This window comes from Sphingomonas sp. Root720, assembly GCF_001428605.1.
GTDB lineage: Bacteria > Pseudomonadota > Alphaproteobacteria > Sphingomonadales > Sphingomonadaceae > Rhizorhabdus.
In genome coordinates, this window is the sequence record NZ_LMID01000017.1 from 21,275 (window position 1) to 39,290 (window position 18,016).

16 protein-coding genes and 3 pseudogenes are annotated in these 18,016 nt (G+C 62.2%); 5 read left to right on the forward strand and 14 right to left on the reverse strand.

Features of this window, described 5'->3' with window-relative positions; genetic code table 11:
• Positions 1-92: 92 nt before the first annotated feature.
• Both ASE22_RS26450 and ASE22_RS25540 read left to right on the forward strand, forming a co-directional pair.
• The gene (locus tag ASE22_RS26450; RefSeq protein WP_031290428.1) at positions 93-410 is read left to right on the forward strand and encodes a BrnT family toxin; all 318 of its coding nucleotides are present in this window, start codon (positions 93-95) and stop codon (positions 408-410) included.
• Positions 391-675 carry a BrnA antitoxin family protein gene (locus ASE22_RS25540; RefSeq protein ID WP_010339846.1) on the forward strand — a complete coding sequence of 95 codons (285 nt, stop codon included), beginning with the start codon at positions 391-393 and terminating at the stop codon, positions 673-675. The genes ASE22_RS26450 and ASE22_RS25540 overlap by 20 nt, the downstream gene beginning before the upstream one ends.
• A 52-nt stretch (positions 676-727) precedes the next feature.
• Here ASE22_RS25540 and istA read toward each other — a convergent pair.
• A pseudogene (istA, locus tag ASE22_RS25545) lies at positions 728-1,576 on the reverse strand (IS21 family transposase); the annotation flags it as partial.
• 176 nt (positions 1,577-1,752) lie between these two features.
• Between istA and ASE22_RS25550 the strand changes: the two are divergent.
• Positions 1,753-3,405: pseudogene (locus ASE22_RS25550) on the forward strand (conjugal transfer protein TraG N-terminal domain-containing protein); the annotation flags it as partial.
• Between the two features lie 8 nt (positions 3,406-3,413).
• Here ASE22_RS25550 and ASE22_RS25555 read toward each other — a convergent pair.
• The 4 genes from ASE22_RS25555 to ASE22_RS25570 form a co-directional block, all read right to left on the reverse strand.
• Complete coding sequence (locus ASE22_RS25555; RefSeq protein ID WP_156397210.1) at positions 3,414-3,617, reverse strand: hypothetical protein; 204 nt, start codon at positions 3,615-3,617, stop codon at positions 3,414-3,416.
• Positions 3,618-3,863: 246 nt separating this feature from the next.
• Positions 3,864-4,454 (reverse strand): hypothetical protein, encoded by a 591-nt coding sequence (locus ASE22_RS25560; protein WP_056366720.1) that lies wholly within the window; start codon positions 4,452-4,454, stop codon positions 3,864-3,866.
• Positions 4,455-4,582: 128 nt separating this feature from the next.
• The gene (locus ASE22_RS25565; protein WP_082545426.1) at positions 4,583-4,927 is read right to left on the reverse strand and encodes a type II toxin-antitoxin system RelE/ParE family toxin; all 345 of its coding nucleotides are present in this window, start codon (positions 4,925-4,927) and stop codon (positions 4,583-4,585) included.
• A complete protein-coding gene (locus ASE22_RS25570; RefSeq protein ID WP_030541394.1) occupies positions 4,924-5,157 on the reverse strand; it encodes a type II toxin-antitoxin system ParD family antitoxin in 234 nt (77 codons plus the stop codon). The genes ASE22_RS25565 and ASE22_RS25570 overlap by 4 nt, the downstream gene beginning before the upstream one ends.
• Positions 5,158-5,530: 373 nt before the next feature.
• Between ASE22_RS25570 and ASE22_RS28065 the strand changes: the two are divergent.
• Positions 5,531-5,770: pseudogene (locus tag ASE22_RS28065) on the forward strand (ATPase domain-containing protein); the annotation flags it as partial.
• A 151-nt stretch (positions 5,771-5,921) separates the two neighbouring features.
• Positions 5,922-6,617, forward strand: a complete 696-nt coding sequence (locus ASE22_RS25575; RefSeq protein ID WP_414886329.1) for an ATPase domain-containing protein — start codon at positions 5,922-5,924, stop codon at positions 6,615-6,617.
• 426 nt (positions 6,618-7,043) lie between these two features.
• Here the strand turns inward: ASE22_RS25575 and ASE22_RS25580 are convergent, their stop codons facing one another.
• The 9 genes from ASE22_RS25580 to ASE22_RS25625 all read right to left on the reverse strand — a co-directional run bounded on the left by ASE22_RS25580 (position 7,044) and on the right by ASE22_RS25625 (position 18,007).
• Entirely contained in the window at positions 7,044-7,745 is a 702-nt protein-coding gene (locus ASE22_RS25580) for an IS6 family transposase (protein ID WP_156397218.1), read from the reverse strand.
• 109 nt (positions 7,746-7,854) lie between these two features.
• Positions 7,855-8,502: an NADPH-dependent F420 reductase gene (npdG, locus tag ASE22_RS25585; RefSeq protein ID WP_056366730.1), complete on the reverse strand. Its 648-nt coding sequence runs from the start codon at positions 8,500-8,502 to the stop codon at positions 7,855-7,857.
• 5 nt (positions 8,503-8,507) lie between these two features.
• Entirely contained in the window at positions 8,508-10,817 is a 2,310-nt protein-coding gene (cofH, locus tag ASE22_RS25590; protein WP_056366733.1) for a 5-amino-6-(D-ribitylamino)uracil--L-tyrosine 4-hydroxyphenyl transferase CofH, read from the reverse strand.
• Between the two features lie 249 nt (positions 10,818-11,066).
• A protein-coding gene (locus ASE22_RS25595) for an IS3 family transposase (protein WP_156397755.1) occupies positions 11,067-12,385 on the reverse strand; the annotation gives its coding sequence in 2 pieces (ribosomal slippage) (positions 11,067-12,035 and positions 12,038-12,385; 1,317 coding nt in all).
• A 154-nt stretch (positions 12,386-12,539) separates the two neighbouring features.
• The gene (locus ASE22_RS25605; protein WP_056366742.1) at positions 12,540-13,031 is read right to left on the reverse strand and encodes a hypothetical protein; all 492 of its coding nucleotides are present in this window, start codon (positions 13,029-13,031) and stop codon (positions 12,540-12,542) included.
• Entirely contained in the window at positions 13,031-14,245 is a 1,215-nt protein-coding gene (locus ASE22_RS25610) for a phosphotransferase family protein (protein WP_082545424.1), read from the reverse strand. Before ASE22_RS25610 ends, ASE22_RS25605 begins: the two co-directional genes overlap by 1 nt.
• A 30-nt stretch (positions 14,246-14,275) precedes the next feature.
• Positions 14,276-15,322: a TIGR03857 family LLM class F420-dependent oxidoreductase gene (locus tag ASE22_RS25615; RefSeq protein WP_056366745.1), complete on the reverse strand. Its 1,047-nt coding sequence runs from the start codon at positions 15,320-15,322 to the stop codon at positions 14,276-14,278.
• Between the two features lie 181 nt (positions 15,323-15,503).
• Positions 15,504-16,352, reverse strand: a complete 849-nt coding sequence (locus tag ASE22_RS25620) for an alpha/beta fold hydrolase (RefSeq protein WP_056366747.1) — start codon at positions 16,350-16,352, stop codon at positions 15,504-15,506.
• A 53-nt stretch (positions 16,353-16,405) separates the two neighbouring features.
• Entirely contained in the window at positions 16,406-18,007 is a 1,602-nt protein-coding gene (locus ASE22_RS25625) for a long-chain fatty acid--CoA ligase (protein WP_056366885.1), read from the reverse strand.
• Positions 18,008-18,016: the final 9 nt, after the last annotated feature.

The window sequence follows — 18,016 nt, forward strand, 5'->3', positions numbered from 1 at the left end:
TGGGTCGATCGCGTTCGTCGGACCGCTTCGCATCAAACCGGGGTTTGTTGTGACCGCATGGTTCAGCGTTGCATCTGGCCCTCGAGCAATGTATGCACGATAATGTCAATACAGGAAGTTTTGTGATATTTGAGTGGGACGACGACAAGGCCGCTGCCAACCTGCGCAAGCACCATGTCGCATTCGAGCTGGCTGAGCTGGTCTGGGATGATCCCGCCCATATCATCGTGTTTGATCGCTATGAAAACGACGAAGAACGCTGGCACGCGATTGGCTTGGTACGCGGCATATTGATCTTAACGGTCGTCCACACGCTCCCCACGGGTGACGATGAGAACAGCATACGTATTATCAGCGCCCGAAAAGCGACAGCCGATGAAAGGAAACGTTATGAAGCACAAGATGACTGAGGCTGACATAGCGGCCCAAATTGCGCAGCTAGTGGACATGCCTGACACTGACATCGACACGGCGGATATTCCCGAGGCACCGATTGAGAATTGGGCTTTGGCAAAGCGTCCCGGTCTTTACAAGCCGCGCAAAAAACCCGTTACCCTGCGGCTCGATACCGATGTGGTGAGCTGGTTCAAGGATCACGCGCAATCGGGGGGATACCAGACCGAAATAAACCGCGTGCTGCGCCGTTATGTCCATGACAACGCGGACCGGAGATAAGCGGCTGCTTGGCTTATGTAGGTTTTCTGTTCCGTTGCTACTCAAACCCCAAGAAGCGCCGATTGCGCAGCCGCGCCAGGATCCAGCGCTCCACGATCAACACTGCGCCCTCGACCTTTCCTTTGTCGCGCGGCCGCCGACTCCGGGTAGGCAGGATCGTCGTATCGTAATGCTCGGCCATCGCCGCAAAGGTCGCGCTGAGCGTGGGCTCGAACCATAGCGCTTTGGCAACGCCCGCTTTCAGATTGTCGCACACGATCGCGCGCGGAACGCCGCCAACAAAGGCCAATGCCCGGCACTGCGCGTCGATCCAATCCGGCAACTGCTGGCTCAAGCTGGCCATTGCGAAGGTGAAGGATGAAGCACCCAGCACCGCTACGAAGATCTGTGCCTGGGTGATGACGCCGGTCACAGGATCGATCAGCGGCACAGTCTGCCCAGCATAATCGGTTTGCAGGACAGCGCCCGCCTCATGCCGATTGCGAAAGCTGACATGGGTCCGCCGCTGGAAGGACAGAAACCGATCGCAAAACCAGGTATAGCCGTAGCCATTGGGATGGGCAGCCCGATATTCTTGCCACAGCAAAACCAGCGTCACGCCCTTGCGCTTGATCTCCCGCGCAACCACTGGCCAGTCCGGCTCGCCCAGATCCTGAGGAGGGCGGCCGACACGGCGGAACACCAGCCGTTCGATCGCTGCGTCATCGTCGTAGCCGGCCGGCAACGGCCAGCCTGTCAGCCCAGCCTCGCGCGCCCGCAGTAAATAGGTCGACACCGTCGTCTTGCTAAGCTTCAGCCGCTCTGACACGGCCCGTACCGACAAACCCTGATCGTAGGTCAGCCGGAGGATCGATCGCATGTCCTTCACGTCGGTTCGTCTCGTCTGCTTCCGCCTTGGCATCACCCCTCCCATCGCAACGATGAGGAGCAACAATGCCAGAGCGGCGCATCACAAAACCTAACCTTGATCCTGTCCCAAACCCTGTCCGGGATTTAGCGGAATCACTGTCCCGTATTCAATGAAATGCCTGTCCGCGATTTAGTGAAATCACTGTCCGGGATTTTCCGAAACACGCAACCCGGGCCGAGGCAGCCTCGAACGGCGTCGCTGCAGGAGGGATGTCGCTCGGAAGCTATGCCGGCATCGGCGCGGTGAACGGCGAAACGGCGACGATCGCCGGCTTCATGCTGATGAGCATCCCGTTTTTGGCGGGCGGGCTTGCACGGGGCGCGATGTCGATCGCGGGACAGGCGACGTCGATGCTGGCGCCGGCGCAGAATGCCGCGGAAGCTGCTGCGCTGGAGCAGACCACCGGCAACTACTCCTACGGAAATGTAAGTTGGGCGAACTCGACCTCGAACATGCGGCAGGCCGACCAGTGGCAGACGGCGCCGAGCTTCATGGGTGGCGCGGCGAGCGTCGGCTGGCGCCAGGACAACGGCGCCGTGATCAGCGGCTTCGGCAATGGCCAGGAAGTGTTCGACACCGGTGGCGCGATCTCGCGGCTCTCATTCACCCCAACCGTGACAACCGGCACCGTCGCGGAATGGCGGGAGATGGCGAGCGAGGCGCACCGTCATTCGCAAGCCTACGACAATGCGGCTCAGGAGATGCTCACCTGGACCAAGACCGATCGGAGTGCGCACGGGACGTCCAGCGAGCGCTCGTCAGGCTGGGATTCGAGCAGCGGCCGCTCGTCGAACACGTCTGTTGAGCAGTTCGATCGAAGAACCGGCAGCAGCTCGCAGGGGTTGGAGGATCGCTCGTCAACGGGTCAGAGCCTGACTTCGTCCGACGGGCACGACCGATCAGCCGGTACCATCAATCAGGTGTCCGGCTCTCTATCGGCAGGATTGGGCGGTGGTCAGCAAGGCGCAGGCGGCGGGCGACGCGGTATCGGCAGAGTTCTCGGCCGTTTGCCGGGAGTGGGCGGCACCGTCACGACGCAAGGTCAGCAGCAGGACACGTTGCGGCATGGGACGACGGATAGTCGTTCGTCTGATAGTTCCAGCACCGCAAGTAGCGGGGTCCGGGACGAACACTCCAACGGTTCGGGCGCAACGTCGTCCGATGGCACCTATGATCGCTCGGGCGTGTTCAGCCGCGCCTCGACGACTTCCAGTTCTTCCCTCACCCACGAGCAGGCGCTGGCGCGCGCCCGGTCGTATACGGAGACGGCTCGGCAGCTTGAGGAATTGTCGCAGCAGCTCTCCCGCGACGCGAGTTACGCCGAAACGCACGGCATGCAGCTAAGCGAGAACATGAGCCAGGATCTAGCGCAGTGGTACCGGGCGCAACAGGCCTCAAACCCGGGTCTGGATGCTCCGGAGCTGTGGGCGACCGATCTCAGCGACCACCAGCGTGCCGTTCGGCAGGAGATGGTCGCTCGCTGGATGCGCGAGAAGCAGGACGACATTCGCGAGGAGATTGCCGGCAAGCTTCAAGAACCAAACCTGGTCGAGGTGAGCAGGCCGAGTGTCGATAGTGCGGCGGACGTGGCAGCCTCGTATCGTCCACATGGCGTACCCGGCATTCCGTCTGGTCCGGCCGGCGGCGATCCTCGGGCCGCTCAGTCCATTATCGAGGCCGGCGGGGACCGCCTTGAGGGCGATCGTGCCGCTGCGCGGGCTGCTCGGACGAATGCCGTGCAGGGTTGGGTCGACATTCAGCTAGAGGTGAATCGCGATCACAACCGCGGCTTCTTCAATGATCCGAAGCTGCGGGAGTAACCTCGGTGTTAAAGCGCGAAAAAGAAGTACCCGATTACGCCAGCAAGAAGTGCATAGGCGACCAAATAGGCAGCCGCGCTCGCTCGGCTGACATTGCCATTGGCATCGGTGACGGGATCGTGAGGCTCAAAACCGTCGTCGACGTACTGAACGATCGGACCCGCAGAGTTATCCTGGGTGATCAAGTATGTCGCGGTGTCAAGCTTGAGCATAAAGCCTCCGAACCTGTCTAACATACAAGGCTTTAGGTTCGATCACAAGCAATGGAGATTGCGGCTGATGGCTGGGCGGCGGCGCCGGACGGCCGACGGCACCGGCCAATACCTAAGCTGTCAGGCACCGCATCACGCTAACAGCGCAGCCTGTGGATTGCAGGCATGACCGCGAGACCGTTGCCGAGACGATCACCGGCACGATTGCCAAGTGGCGCTGCCACAGTGGCCAAGTGGCCGGCATGATCATCGAGTTCCTAAATCCGCGCTGAGGTTGCGCTCAGCCGACCGCGGATGAAGGGCGCGCCGCACCTCGTCGGTGATCGTGTAGACGGCCTGGCGCTGGGCGCCGCGATTATGGTGGTCGACGCGGTAGCCCTGATAGTGACGCTGCATGAGGCCGGCCCTGACGAGTTCCGAGACGGCGCGGCTCACGTTGGTGCGGCCGGAGAGACGGATCCGTTTCTGAACTTCCGCAGCGATCAGCCGTTCGGCGGCCGCCGTGTCGGACGGAAGCTCATTGCGCTGCTTGAGCTCCGCTCGTACCTTGTCGGCGATCGCAAGGCGGCGGGGGTCACGCCGGGCGACGGGCACCAGGGCATCGCAGAGCCAGTCCCGCACCGGCACCTGGCGGTCACCTTCACGGACATATGGGCCGGCAGAGCCGCTTTGGGCGCTAGCCTGCGCGATCAAGTTGAGCACCATGAAGCTGTAGCGTGGGCGCTCGCAAACTGCCGTCAGGCGATCGAGCAGGCCGGGCAGGTCCAGCGCGGGTGCATCCTGCGGCGCTGCTCGTTCCGCATTGCCTGCGGCGGCGAGGAAATCTGGCTGGAACATGAGAACGAATCAAGCACATCTCGATTCTCATGTGAATCCCTCTTTTTGCGGCGCGTCCATTTTATCGAGGTTTCGCGTGTCTGGCTCGCAAGCCGGCATAGCCGCCAGAACGCCTGTGCGCCCGGACCTCAGCGCGACGTGGGCTCATGGCCGTCGGGGTCGTCGAGCCACGTCGGGATGTCGCGTCGCGCGTCGAGCACGCGCCATATGTCGATGTGATCGTCGCGTTCGACGTAGAAGACGAGCCACGGAAAGCGGGCGAGACGGCGATGTCGCAGACCCGGCAACATCAGCTCGTGCGCGTAGCGCGGAGAGCCGATGCCCGGTTGCTCCGCGATCGCGCGGTAAGCTGCTTCTAGCGAGGTCACGAAGGCGAGCGCGATGTCCGGCCCAGCCTCGTGAGCATAGTGGTCGATGGCGTTCTCGATGTCGCTATGGGCCTGGTTGCGGGGGACGACCCGCTTCATGGTCATGCCGTGCGGCGAGCCCGCACGCGCAGTCCTTCGAAATAGGTGTCGTCTGCTGGGGCGCCCGGGGCGGATTCAGCGCCGTCGAGCAGCAGCCGGCGCAATCTCTGGCGGTCCTGGTCCTTGCGGATGAGCTCGCGGACATACTCGCTGCTCGTGCCGTAGCCGCGGCCGGCAACCTGCTCGTCCACGAAAGCCTTCAGCGTATCGGGCAGCGAGATGTTCATCGTGCTCATGGCCGCGATAGTTAAGGGGTTTGGCAAAATTTGGCAAGGGGAGCCGCCCGTCCTGCGCCTTCTGACGACTAGTCCGAAGCTTTGCCGATCCGGCGAGGCTCGGGAGGGAATGAACAGCTGTGGCACTTTACCGGCGGGGTAAAGTGCCACGAGCGGTTGTCTTCGCGGCGAGAAACTGTGGGGGAGGTGATCGGCTCAGTGGGGAACAGGCGGGCGGGTAAAGCTCGCCAGGCTCCTCGAGTCGGGTAGCGGCTGACCGGCACCTGCATGACAGACTGATATAGCTCAGGGACGATTACATCTCTGATCCGGCACCCTTTCTGGCGGGGCGCCGTGGGGCAGCAATCCAGGCTTCGCTGGGTGCTTTGTCGGCATGTTCAACGAGGGTCGCTCCTGCCCCGCGATACGTCGTCAGGCGGCGCGGGGCGCGCAGAACGGTCGGGGGAACCCGTGCTCGAAGGGGGCAAGTTGTACGGTGAATAGCGAAGAGCCTGCTGGAACGGGAGTGCCGGGCCTTGATGACATCCTCGGTGGAGGGTTGAGCCGCGGTAGGGTCTTTCTCCTCGAGGGCCTGCCGGGAACGGGCAAGACCACGGTCGCGATGCAGTTCCTGCTCGAAGGGGCCCGGAACGGAGAGAAGGTGCTGTATCTGACGCTCTCCGAAAGCGAGTCCGCGCCTGATCTCGGCCGAGCACCGGTCCAGCTTCGAGCGCGACAAGGTCACGACCGAGATCACCGAACTGGACGCGCTGACGGGGGGTGGTCTGGAGCGTGGATCGAGCGTGCTGATCCTGGGCCCTGCAGGAACGGGGAAGTCTCTTCTCGTGCTGACGTTCGTCGCCGCGGCCGTGAAGAAAGGAGAGAAGGCGGCGTTGTTCGTGTTCGACGAGGAGGTCGGGCTCCTTGCCGAACGCGCAAGAGGGCTCGGAATCGACATCATCGCGATGATGGACGCCGGTGCCTTGCAGGTCGAGCAGATCGACGCCGCCGAGCTCACCCCCGGAGAGCTTTCAGCGCGGGTCCGGAAATGCGTCGAGGAGAATGGCGCGAGGACGGTGGTGGTGGATAGCCTTAATGGTTACCAGGCCGCGATGCCGGGCGAGAACGCCCTGGTGCTGCACATGCACGAGCTGCTGCAGTATCTGAACCGCCAGGGCGCAACGACGTTCGTGACCATCGCGCAGCACGGGCTGGTCGGCGATACGCGAACCCCCGTCGATGTCACCTATCTCGCCGACACGGTGATCCTGCTGCGCTACTTCGAGACGCGCGGCCGTCTCCGCCGGGCGATCTCGGTCGTGAAAAAGCGAACCGGTGCGCATGAAGACACCATCCGCGAATATAGCATTGGCGCCGACGGGGTCCGGATCGGCGAAGCGCTGGTCTCGTTCCAGGGAATGGCGCGCGGCGTGCGCAGCCTCTTCGGGGATGCACCTGAGCTGATCGAAGAACGCCATTGATGCCCGAACTTTCGGAGCGCGCGCTGATACTCGCGCCCTTCGGCCGGGATGCAGACGTCGCCGCAACCGTTCTGGCGAACGCCGGCATCACCGCGCTCGAATGCCCCTCGGTCGAACGGCTGGTCGAGGAGATCCGGGCAGGCGCAGGGCTCGCGGTCGTTACCTCGGAGGCGCTGACCGGTGCCGACACCGGCTCGCTGCAAGCATGGATCGCGGACCAGCCAGAATGGTCCGACTTTCCGTTCGTGCTGCTCGTGCACCAGGGCAGCGGGCTCGAACGCAACCCCGAGGCTGCCCGCTTGCTGGAGCGGCTCGGGAACGTCAGCTTCCTCGAACGCCCCTTCCATCCGACTACCCTCATGGGAGGTGTCAGTCTAACGCGAACCGCTCTCCGGTGGACGAGCGGCTCCCTGATACGGCCAGGCTTCAGCTTGCGACTGAACGCCACTCGGCCACGGCGGCCGAACGGCGTTGCTTGTAAGTCTGACGATCAACGAGGTGGCGTTCAGCGGAAAAATGGTTGTGGACGGAGGCGTGAACGGAGGCGAACTTCTGCAGCGACTTCATCTGGCGAAATCGCAGCATCGCTCGCTCTCGTCGTCGGAATGGCAGGTGTGAATTTTCCGCCCGGTTGTTGAGGTGCCGGCCCATTTCCCGTCGGTCGAGATTGCCCAGATCGCGCATCGCCGCCGGGTAGGAGCGCAGCCCGTCAGTGACAATCTTCTCAGCTGTGCCGTGACGCTTCAGCGCTTTCTTCAGGAAACGCAAAGCCGCAGCTTTGTCACGGGTTTTCGTCACGTAGCTTTCCAGCACCTCGCCTTCGTGGTCCACCGCCCGCCAAAGGTAATGCATCTCGCCGTTGATCTTCACGTACATCTCGTCGAGGTGCCAGCGCCAGTGGCGGAAGCCTCGCATCCGGCTCACCCGCTGGCGCCGGATGTCGGCCGCGAATAGCGGGCCGAAGCGATTCCACCAGAACCGCACAGTCTCATGACAGACGTCGATGCCGCGCTCGAACAGCAGGTCCTCGACGTTCCTGAGGCTCAGTGGGAACCTGACGTACATCAGCACCACCAGCCGGATCACCTCGGGTGCGGAGTTGAAGCGTCGGAACGGGCTAGGCGGCAGTGCTCGAGATTTGCGCGGCATCGCACGATGCTACAAGTTGCCACTAGCCTTGGCTACCGGTGCCCCGTACGTCTGACAGAGCCCTTCGCCGGGATCACCACCCGGCAGGTCACGGGATCGCTGGTGCCTGCGCCAGATTGGTGAAGCGGATGCCCGCCCCATCGGCCTTGTAGGTCTTGTTCATGTAGATCAGGACGGAAGTCAGCGCCTCTGCCGCGGCGGAATTGTTCAGCGATCCGCCTGACAAACCGCGCAGGCCCATATCCTGGCAGAGCTCCACCACCGTGGCGCGCGCGGGCACATCGTCGCTGAACACCAGCACGTCGCAATCGATCGCGTGGTCGCTGTCGAGATGATGGGCCGAGACGTTATGGAACGCCGTGACGAGCCGCACGTCGGGCCCGAGCACATCGCGCGCCTCCAGCGCCGCGCACCCCGTCTGTGGCAGTTGCACGCGCATCACCTTGGGCGGCACCAGCGGCACGGTGGTGTCGATAACGATCGCCTCCCCGATGCTGTCGCGGATCGCCGCCAGCGTCTCCTGCTGCGATGCGTAAGGCACCGCCACGATCACCACGTCCTTGCCGCGCGCGGCTTCGGCGTTTGCGGCATAGCTCACGCCCAGCGCCTGAGCCACCTCCTTCGCCTTCTCCGGCGACCGCGAGCCGATCGTCACCGTATGACCGGCTCTGACGAGGCGGCGCGCTATGCCCTTGCCCAGGGCACCGGTTCCTCCGATTACCGCGATGGAAGTCATTTGCATCATTCTCCTGAGGCTTCGGCGGGCTGAGCCGCGACCGGCGTTCCGTACATAGTAGTCCGCTGGCGGGCGAAGCGGCCGGCGCGCGCCGCCAGAGCGGCCATTCGCTGTGGATCGCAGAGCTGGCCGTTCGTTCCCCCCGCCGCGCGAGTGATCGATTCGTCCATCAGCGTGCCGCCCAGATCGTTGCAGCCGGAGCGTAGCGCGAGGACGACACCCTCCTCGCCCAGCTTCACCCAGCTCGCCTGGATGTTCGTGATCAGCGGATGGAGCACCAGGCGCGCGATCGCGTGCATCAGCAGCGTCTCGCGCGCGCTGGGCCCCGATCTCGCCCGGCCCTTGCGCCAGATCGGCGCTTCCATGTGGACGAAGGGAAGCGGCACGAACTCGGTGAAACCGCCGGTCTCCTCCTGAAGGTCGCGGATCGCAAGCAGGTGCGCGGCCCAGTGCGCGTAGCGATCGACATGGCCGAACATGATCGTCGCGGTCGAGCGAAGGCCGACAGCGTGCGCCGCGCGCATCACGCCGAGCCATTCGTCCGCCGATATCTTGTCGGGGCAGATCACCGCGCGCACCTCGGGATGCAGCACCTCCGCCGCAGTGCCCGGCAGCGACGACAGCCCCTCGCTGCGCAGCATTGCGAGGTAGCGCTGGAGGGGCAGCCCCAGCGTACCCGCGCCATGCGTCACTTCCAGCGGCGAGAAGGCGTGGATGTGGATCGAAGGCGCAGCCCGGCGCACCGCCCGCACGATCTGGAGGTAGGTCTCGCCATAGTACTCGGGGTGAATGCCGCCTTGCAAGCAGACTTCGGTTGCGCCGCGCGCGGCCGCCTCGGCGGCGCGGCGCCCGACCTCTTCCAGGTCGAGCCTGTACGCAGGGCCACGCTCGGCCTTGGTGCTCCCCTTGGAGAAGGCGCAGAAGCCGCATTTGTAGAGGCAGATGTTGGTATAGTTGATGTTGCGGTTGACCACGTAACTGACCGCATCGCCCGCAGCCCGCTGGCGCAGTTCGTCGGCGATGGCGGCGAGCATCGCGACATCGCCGCCATCTGCGGTGAATAGCCTCTCGACCTCCTGCTCGGACAGCCGATCCCCCGCTGCCGCGCGCTCCGCAATGGAGCGCAGCCCGGTGGTGACAGCCGTCGTGGACGCGGGCGGAAAGGACGGCATCGGCAGGTCCGTTCCCGGATGCCAGCCATCGATGATCGGCAACCCACGCGCGTCGACCGAGCGGCGCACGACCTTTGCTGTCTCGCGCTCCATCCAGCGCTCAGGCTCCTGCGCGAAGCGGGGGCCGATCGCAAGGCGTTCGCGCAGCGTGCGCCCGGCCGCGCGTGTCGCTTCTGCGAGCACATCGAGGTGCGGCCAGGGCGCCTCGGGGTTCACGTGATCGGCGGTGACCGGCGACACTCCGCCCCAGTCGTTCACGCCGGCATCGAGCAGCGCGGCGAGTTCATGCGGAGCATGCAGGTTGGGCGGGGCCTGGATCACCATCTCCGGGCCCAGGATCAAGCGGGCGGCGGCGATGGTCCAGCGATGCTCGTCAAGGCCGGGTTCGGGTGCCTGCGCCATTTTGGTGCCGGGCTTGGCGCGGAAGTTCTGGACGATCACCTCCTGGATGTGACCGTACTTGCGGTGGAGCTCCCGGATCGCCAGCAGCGCCTCGATGCGCTCCCCCCGCGTCTCGCCGATGCCGATGAGGATGCCGGTGGTGAACGGCACGCCCGCACGCCCCGCCGCCGCGATCGAGGCAAGACGCCGCGCGGGCGCTTTGTCGGGCGAGCCATGGTGCGGACCGCCTTTCTCGCAAAGGCGGTCCGATGCGCTCTCCAGCATCAGCCCCATCGAGACGGACACCGGCTTCAGCGCCGCATAGTCCGCATCATCCATCACGCCGGGGTTGAGGTGCGCAAGCAGACCTGTCTCCTCGCGCACGACTTGCGCCGCTTCGCGAAGGTAGGACAGCGTTGAGCCGTGCCCCAGCGCGGCCAGCCCGGCCCGCGCCGCCGCATACCGCGCCTCCGGCCGATCGCCGAGCGTGAACAGCGCCTCCCGGCACCCTGCCGCGACGCCAGCGTGCGCCACCGCCAGCATCTCCTCGATCGAGAGGTACGGCTTCACCTCCCGCGGCGCCTTTGCAAATGTGCAGTAGTGGCAAACGTCCCGGCACAACTGCGTCAGCGGAAGGAACACCTTGCGCGAATACGTCACCACTGAGCCGAAGCTGTCGAGCGTCATCGCCCTCGCGCGGGCCACAAGGGCATCCGTGGGCTCAGCCAGCAGCGTCTCCCGTGCATCTCTTTCATTCATCATTAGGCAAATCCAAAATTCAAGTTCATTGGCGAAGGTAACCACAATCGATTGCAAACGCCCCGTTGGTGACGAGGCCTCAGTCAAACGCGGATCGGTCTGCGGCACGGGGACTCCCCCTTCAGGAGGCTCCTGTCCGTCGTCAGAACATTCGGCACAACTCGCGGCGTAGATTAGCGGAGTGCGGGCCTCGTCTGGGGGTTGATGTTAGGCGGCGAGCTTGCGGTGTTGCAAGCGCCGATGCTCGATGGTCTATCGCTTGATCCTTTCACGCTGTTTGATGATGGCTGGTGCCCTGCCGAAGTAGGTGTCGGCGGGCGTCACGTTGTTCAGGCTCTCGTGGTAACGCTGGTTGTTGTAGTGCTCGACGAAGGCCTCGATCTGGGCTTCGAGGTCGCCGGGCAAGAAGTAGTTTTCCAGCAGGATGCGGTTCTTCAGGGTCTGGTGCCAGCGTTCGATCTTGCCCTGGGTTTGCGGATGACACGGGGCGCCGCGGACGTGGCTCATCTTCTGGGCCTCGATGTATTCCGCCAGTTCTCCGGCGATGTAGCTGGGGTCGTTATCGCTGAGCAACCTGGGCTTGTGCAGCACTGTGGCGCTGTCGCAGCCCGAGGCCTTGAGGGCGAGGTCCAGCGTGTCGGTGACGTCCTCGGCGCGCATGTTGGTGCACAGTTTCCAGGCGATGATGTAGCGCGAGAAGTCGTCGAGCACGGTCGACAGGTACATCCAGCCCCATCCGATGATCTTGAAGTATGTAAAATCGGTCTGCCACATTTCATTTGGCCGGGTGGTCTTGGTGTGGAACTGATCGGCCGCCTTGATCACGACATAGGCCGGGCTGGTGATCAGATCATGGGCCCTCAACACACGGTAAACCGTGGATTCTGACACGAAGTAGCGCTTCTCGTCAGTGAAGCGCACGGCCAGCTCGCGTGGGGAGAGGTCGGACTGATCCAGCGCCAGTTCGATGATCTGATCCTGGATTTCGTCGCCGATGCGGTTCCACACCCGGCTCGGCGCCGATGGCCGATCCTCCAGCGCCTCCGGCCCGCCATCGAGGTAGCGGTCGTACCAGCGATAGAACGTCCGACGGGCGATACCCAGCTGGTCCAGCGTCCGCTTGGCGGGCAGGTGTGACTGCTCGACGATCCGGATGATCTCGAGCTTTTCAGATGCGGGATACCTCATTCGTCGTCGCCCCCATCCGCGATCATGCTTTTTTTCAGCAAACGGTTTTCGAGTGTCAGGTCGGCAACGCATTCCTTCAGGGCGCGGGCCTCGCGGCTCAGGTCCTGCACCTTGCCAGTGGTCGCGGCACGGGCGGTGTCGCCTGCCAGGCGGCGCTTGCCGGCTTCCATGAACTCCTTCGACCAGGTGTAATACAGGCTTTGCGCGATGCCTTCCTTGCGACACAGCTCGGCAATGCTGTCCTCGCCGCGCAGCCCCTCGAGCACGATGCGGATCTTGTCTTCAGCCGAGAAGTGGCGACGGGTCTGACGCCGAATATCCTTCACAACCCGCTCAGCAGGGACCTTTGTCGGAGATTTTTTCAAGGAGGGTTGGGCCTTCATCTTCGTTCCTTCGTCACTACGACGAAGCCCCAACCCTCCTTAAATCACAACCTCAAATCTGTGCCATTGGTGCTGACGGCGGACAGCAACTCTACAGCCCAGAACTCAGCCTGATCGATGGTCATAGCGGCGCAGGAACAACTAGGAATTAATGTCAATTGGCAAAGCCTTCAAGAATCGGGACCTCTTGCGGATCGCGCTCGAACCCTCCCGGCAGCGACCATCCCCGTGCGAGGTCGCATTGGGACTTCGACGCAGCAATCACTGACCGCGCTAGGACCATGCGTCTTTCACTATCAGTCACGCAGTTCAAGCTCTTGCTAACCTCATCCAGTAGGCTGATTCGCGATGCATCGATTGCGCTGGTGGTGCTGGCAGAATCACCGAGTAGCTCCTCGGCAGAAGCAATCATTCCCGCAATGGTCTCTTCAGGGTCTACAGAGCGCGCGAGGTCGACGGCGTTCTCCAATTCCTTTCTGGCAACCTCATGCACCATCGGAAGGCGTGAGCGGACCATCTCGAGAGTCGCGAGCGTCAATTGCAGCTGCTCGTTCGCAAGAGCGTTCTCCGGGTCCAACGAAGGCATCACGACATCACGTAGAGCTTTTATCGCGACTCTTAGCTGAAGATCGGGATCGGGTTGCATCAGATAATCTCCTCAAGTGTGTCGCGCAGTTTTCCAGCGAGCACGTTGCCGAGCATCAATATCCACGCAACAACGATATCTTGGTGAGTTTTCCCGCCCCGAGCTACACGATCGGCGGTAGCGAGCATATGAATCGTCGTCGTGAAATCGTTGAAAACACGGAAATACCGAAGACGAACTGAGTCGACTGTTAATCCCGATGCCTTTTCATATCGCTCAAACAATTCGTCGGTCGGTAGCAGACCACAAGCTAAGAATGTTTGCTTATCTTCTGCATAATGCCCAAAATGTGTTCCTGTCGCCCAGCTCAAGTCCTGGTGACGATCTCCCAGAACTGCAAGCTCCCAATCAAGCCAGGCAGTGATCTCGCCTCTCCCCTCATGGAATAGAAAATTGCCGGCGCGAAAATCGCCATGCACTATTGAAACATGATCAAGCGGCAGGGCGTTTTCTAGCAACCACTGATAGGCAACATCCACAAGTGGCATCGCCACCGGTCGGTCCTCCTCCCAAACGCGACGCCACCAGTTGACCTGCCGTTTTATGCTTTCGTTCGATTGGACGTGTGCCGCCTCGAAATGTCTCAGCGCGACGATTCGCTCGTTCGACACCGTATGGATGCGCGCCATTCCGTCGACAAACTGCTCAGCCAGAACTTGGCGAAGTTGTGATCCGAAATTGATTCCTATTCCGGAAACTTGCTCGGATGGCGCGACTTTGGGGCGTGAGCGTCCTTCGGCAAAGCCATAGATCAGCGCAGGATGAGGAAGATATTTCCCATCTGGATCCACCCAGTAGCATGGAGGGACTGGGACGACGCCGTCCATCAATCGGAGTATTTCGATTTCCCTTCGACGACTGGTCTCAACAATTGCTTCTGGGGGTTCCATCCGCAACACCATGGGGGTTCGCTGCCTGTCCTTGCTCCCGGCACCGCCCCATTCGAAGTCGAAAGCCATCTGTAGCTTCGATGCACCGCCTTGCAGCCAGCGAGGATTATGAAGCGCGAACTCCTCCTTCACCTCGCTGGCAATGAGTGCGCGGGTACCGTTGATGAGAGCGTCTAGCGGGAGCGTCGAATAGCCTGGACCACTGCGGTGCGCCATCTTTCGGCTCAATATGCGATCTATCTCCCGCTCAACCGGATAACGCGCGCGAATTTCCTCAATAAAATGAGCATCGGGCTCACTCCTTGGATCAGGAATGTCCATCATTTGCCTCTCCTAACGTGTTATCTGTACGAGTTAAAGTGGCCGATGCCGCAGTTCTGCCACGAGTTCCCCCTGTTGCTCCGGGGTTGTCCCGTGCAGCAATATCTCGTCGGCCCCTGCCTCCAGATATTCAGCAAGCCGATCAGCACATTGCGAGATACTTCCGGACGCGGCGCCACTCTCCAGCCATTCTCGTGGCAAGTATTCGACCGCTGCGGCCAATTGCCGTCTCGATTCGGCGACGTCCGCTTGTCCGAATTCAAATTTGCTAAGTCCGGTCTCGATGAGTCGGCTCATCGGCGCCTCATCCCATTCGTTCATCCTGACGATGGGTTGACCAATCTGGCGATGCATGAAATAGGAAACAGCGCGTGCCTCAAGAATGTTCTGCCTCTGCGCGGGCGTCAACGTATCAGGTGCCGCGACCACGATGGCGTAAATCCTGGTTGACATCGGATCGCGCCCTGCCGCGCGGGCTGCGTTGCGCACTATTTTAACTGAGCGGGCCACCCCCTCCACCGTCAGAAACGGATGCAATAAGATGCCATCAAAGTGGGCTCCTGCCAGCGCCAATGTCTTGGGTCCAACGGCCCCAATGATGATGGGAGGTGGATTGGCGCAAGGCTGCGCCAATTCCATCTCGGGATAGTCTCCGGCGGGACCATTGTAGCAAACTGTCTCGCCGGCCCATAGCTTGCGGAGTATATCAATGTAGTCCGTCATTCCCGCGTTGTTCAAGACAGGAATCCCAAGCTTTTGGAAGAGTGGCGGTACGGAACGACCGAAACCCAGAACGAAGCGCCCGCCCGAAAGCATCTGCATGGTCGCACTCATGCCCGCCTGAACGAGGGGATGGCGGGTTCCGAAATGCGTGATACCGGCAATCAATCGAACGCGTTGAGTGACCTGACTCAGGGCGCCCATGACAGAGCCGAGTTCTTTGCTGTCCCAGCGCTCCGACAGAACAATACCGCTAAGACCAAGCTGCTCTCCAAGACGCGCCTGCTCAAGCCCTTCCAGAGGATTGGCAATCCTTCCGGGCAGAATATACGAGTTAAGGACATCGGCCATAGTGCGCATTTTGCAGTTCCTCTTGATGACTACATATCCGGGAATCGTAAAGCTTCACAGCTCTTGTGAGAGGCGTCGGTCCTCCTCCGCTGGCGGGTGGCCAACGAACAAGACGCCTGCGGGCGGATCGCCGCATACCATTGGGGCCAGGCTTCTTCCTGGATTGCTATTGCTCGGTGCGGTGAATGCTTCATGCCCCGTCAGATTCGTTTACGAACTCATCCACCAGTGCATTGAACTCGTCGGGCCTTTCCCATTGAGCCCAGTGCCCACATTTGGAGAAGATGTGCATGTCGGCATTGGCGATGAGTTTGCGCAGGATGAAGCCGGCGTCGAGCGGCAGGACGCGGTCCTCGGCGCCCCAGATGATGAGCGTGGGGCTTGCAATCTTGTCAAGCCCTTGGTTCCACAGATGGTCCTTGGGATGCGCCATCAATAGGCGTAACGGGGGATTGGCGACGGTCTCGGGCAGGTTTGCGATGCGGAAGCGTTCCTCTAGCAATTCGTCGGTGATCGATGAGCGGTCATACACCAGCAGATCGGTAACACGCGCGAGCTTTTCGAGCGTCGGTCCTTCCCCGCCGTAAAAGTCGAGCATCCGCTGCAGCCCTTCGGTCGGAAACGGCGACAAGGTCGGCAGACCGCCGCCGGGTCCCATCAGGATCAGCTTGTCGACCCGCTCGGGCGTATCGAGCGCGAAGCGCAGTGAGGTCATGCCGCCCAGCGAGTTGCCCACCAGGCTGGCTGCTTCTATTCCGGCATGGTCCATGACATCGCGCACCGCGTTGGCGAGCGATACGATGAGCCCCTCAGGCTGGGCACGCGGCGCGGATTTGCCATAACCCGGGAGGTCAAGGACGATGACGCGATTGCGCTCGGAGAGGGATTCCACATTCTTGCGGAAATTGCTGTAACCATAGGCCCCCGGACCACCGCCATGGATGAGGATGATGGCCGGTCCTTCGCCCCAGCTATGGTAATGGACGCGGCCATCGGAGGCATCGGCGAACCGACTTTCGGGCGTAAGAGTGTCGGTCATTATCGTCTCCTGTTCGATTACGCGTGAAAAGCCGTGGCGCGGCTGGATCAGGTCTATGCGGGTGGCTCGGCAAGCACGCGGCCATATCGGTCGCGGATCGCCTTCTTATCGATCTTGCCCGTGGCGGTGAGCGGGACGGTGTCGATGATGATGCGGTCGGGCATCCACCATTTGACAACACGCGGTTCCAGCCATGCCGTCATGTCTTCGCCGGTGACGTTGCTGCCTGCATGCGGTTCGACCAGCATGATCGGACGCTCTTCCCATTTTGGATGGTGCACCCCGGCCACGGCGGCTACCTTCACCCCCGGACATCCCGCCGCGATGTTTTCCAGATCGATCGAGCTGATCCATTCTCCGCCCGATTTTATCACATCCTTCTTGCGGTCGGTGATGCGCATGAAACCGAACCGGTCGATGGTGGAGATGTCGCCGGTGTCGAACCAGCCGTCGGCATCGGTTGCCGGTTGGCCGACGCGGTAATAGCATTCCAGCACCCACGGTCCGCGGACCATCAACGCGCCCGATGTTTCGCCGTCATGCGGCAGGGCGTTGCCGTCTTCATCGACGATCTTCATCTCGATGCCGAACATCATCCGGCCCTGCCGGGTCCAGATGGTGTCATTCTCCTCTTCCTTACCAAGCGCGGCGAGCGCTGGCGTGGGCGTCGAAACCACGCCCAGCGGGCTGGTTTCGGTCATGCCCCATATCTGCTGCACGACGACACCGAGTCCGTCGAATGCCACCGCCATGTCGCGCGGCACCGCCGAACCGCCGATGATCACCCGCTGCAGGCCGCCCGGCGTCTCTCCCGTCCGCGCCAGATGATCGAGATACAGGGTCCAGATCGTCGGTACGCCGCCCGAGAAGGTGACGCCTTCGTCCATGATGAGCTGCTGCAGGCTGGCGCCGTCGAACCTGTCGCCGGGAAAGACGAACTTCACGCCATTGATTGCACCAGCAAAAGGCAGGCCCCAGGCGGTCGCGTGATAAAGCGACTGGCACGGCATGACGACATCGAAGGCGGAGAAGTTGAGCGCCCCGCTCAGCCCCGCGGCCAGGGCGTGCAGCACGACCGAACGGTGAGAATAGAGCACACCCTTGGGATCGCCCGTTGTGCCTGACGTATAGCACAGGAACGCGCCCGCATTCTCGTCGAGCCGGGGCCAGTCATAGGTTTCTGCCTCGGCGCCGATCAGGCGCTCATAGCAGCCCCAGCCATCGATCGCGCGATCGGCGTCGCTCAGCAGGACATAGTGCTCGACCGTCTCCAGTCGGTCCCGGATCCGATCGACGATCTCGACCATGTTGCGATCGAGCAGCAGCACCTTGCTGCCGGCGTGGTTGATGGTGAAGACGAGATGCTCATCGGGCAGGCGAGGATTGGCGGTATGCAGCACTGCGCCCATGCCCGGCACCGCGAAGAACAGTTCGAAATGCCGGTGCGTGTTCCACGCGAGCGAACTGACCCGGTCGCCAGGCGCAACGCCCAACCGGGCAAGCGCATGCGCCGCTTGCGCCGTGCGCGCCCATGCCCTTCTGTAATCATAGCGCCATATCGGCTCATCGATATTCTTGGACACGATCTCCCGCTCGCCATGCGCTACCGAAGCAAAACGCAAAATATCGCCAATGTTGAGGGGGGCATTCTGCATCAGTCCCGG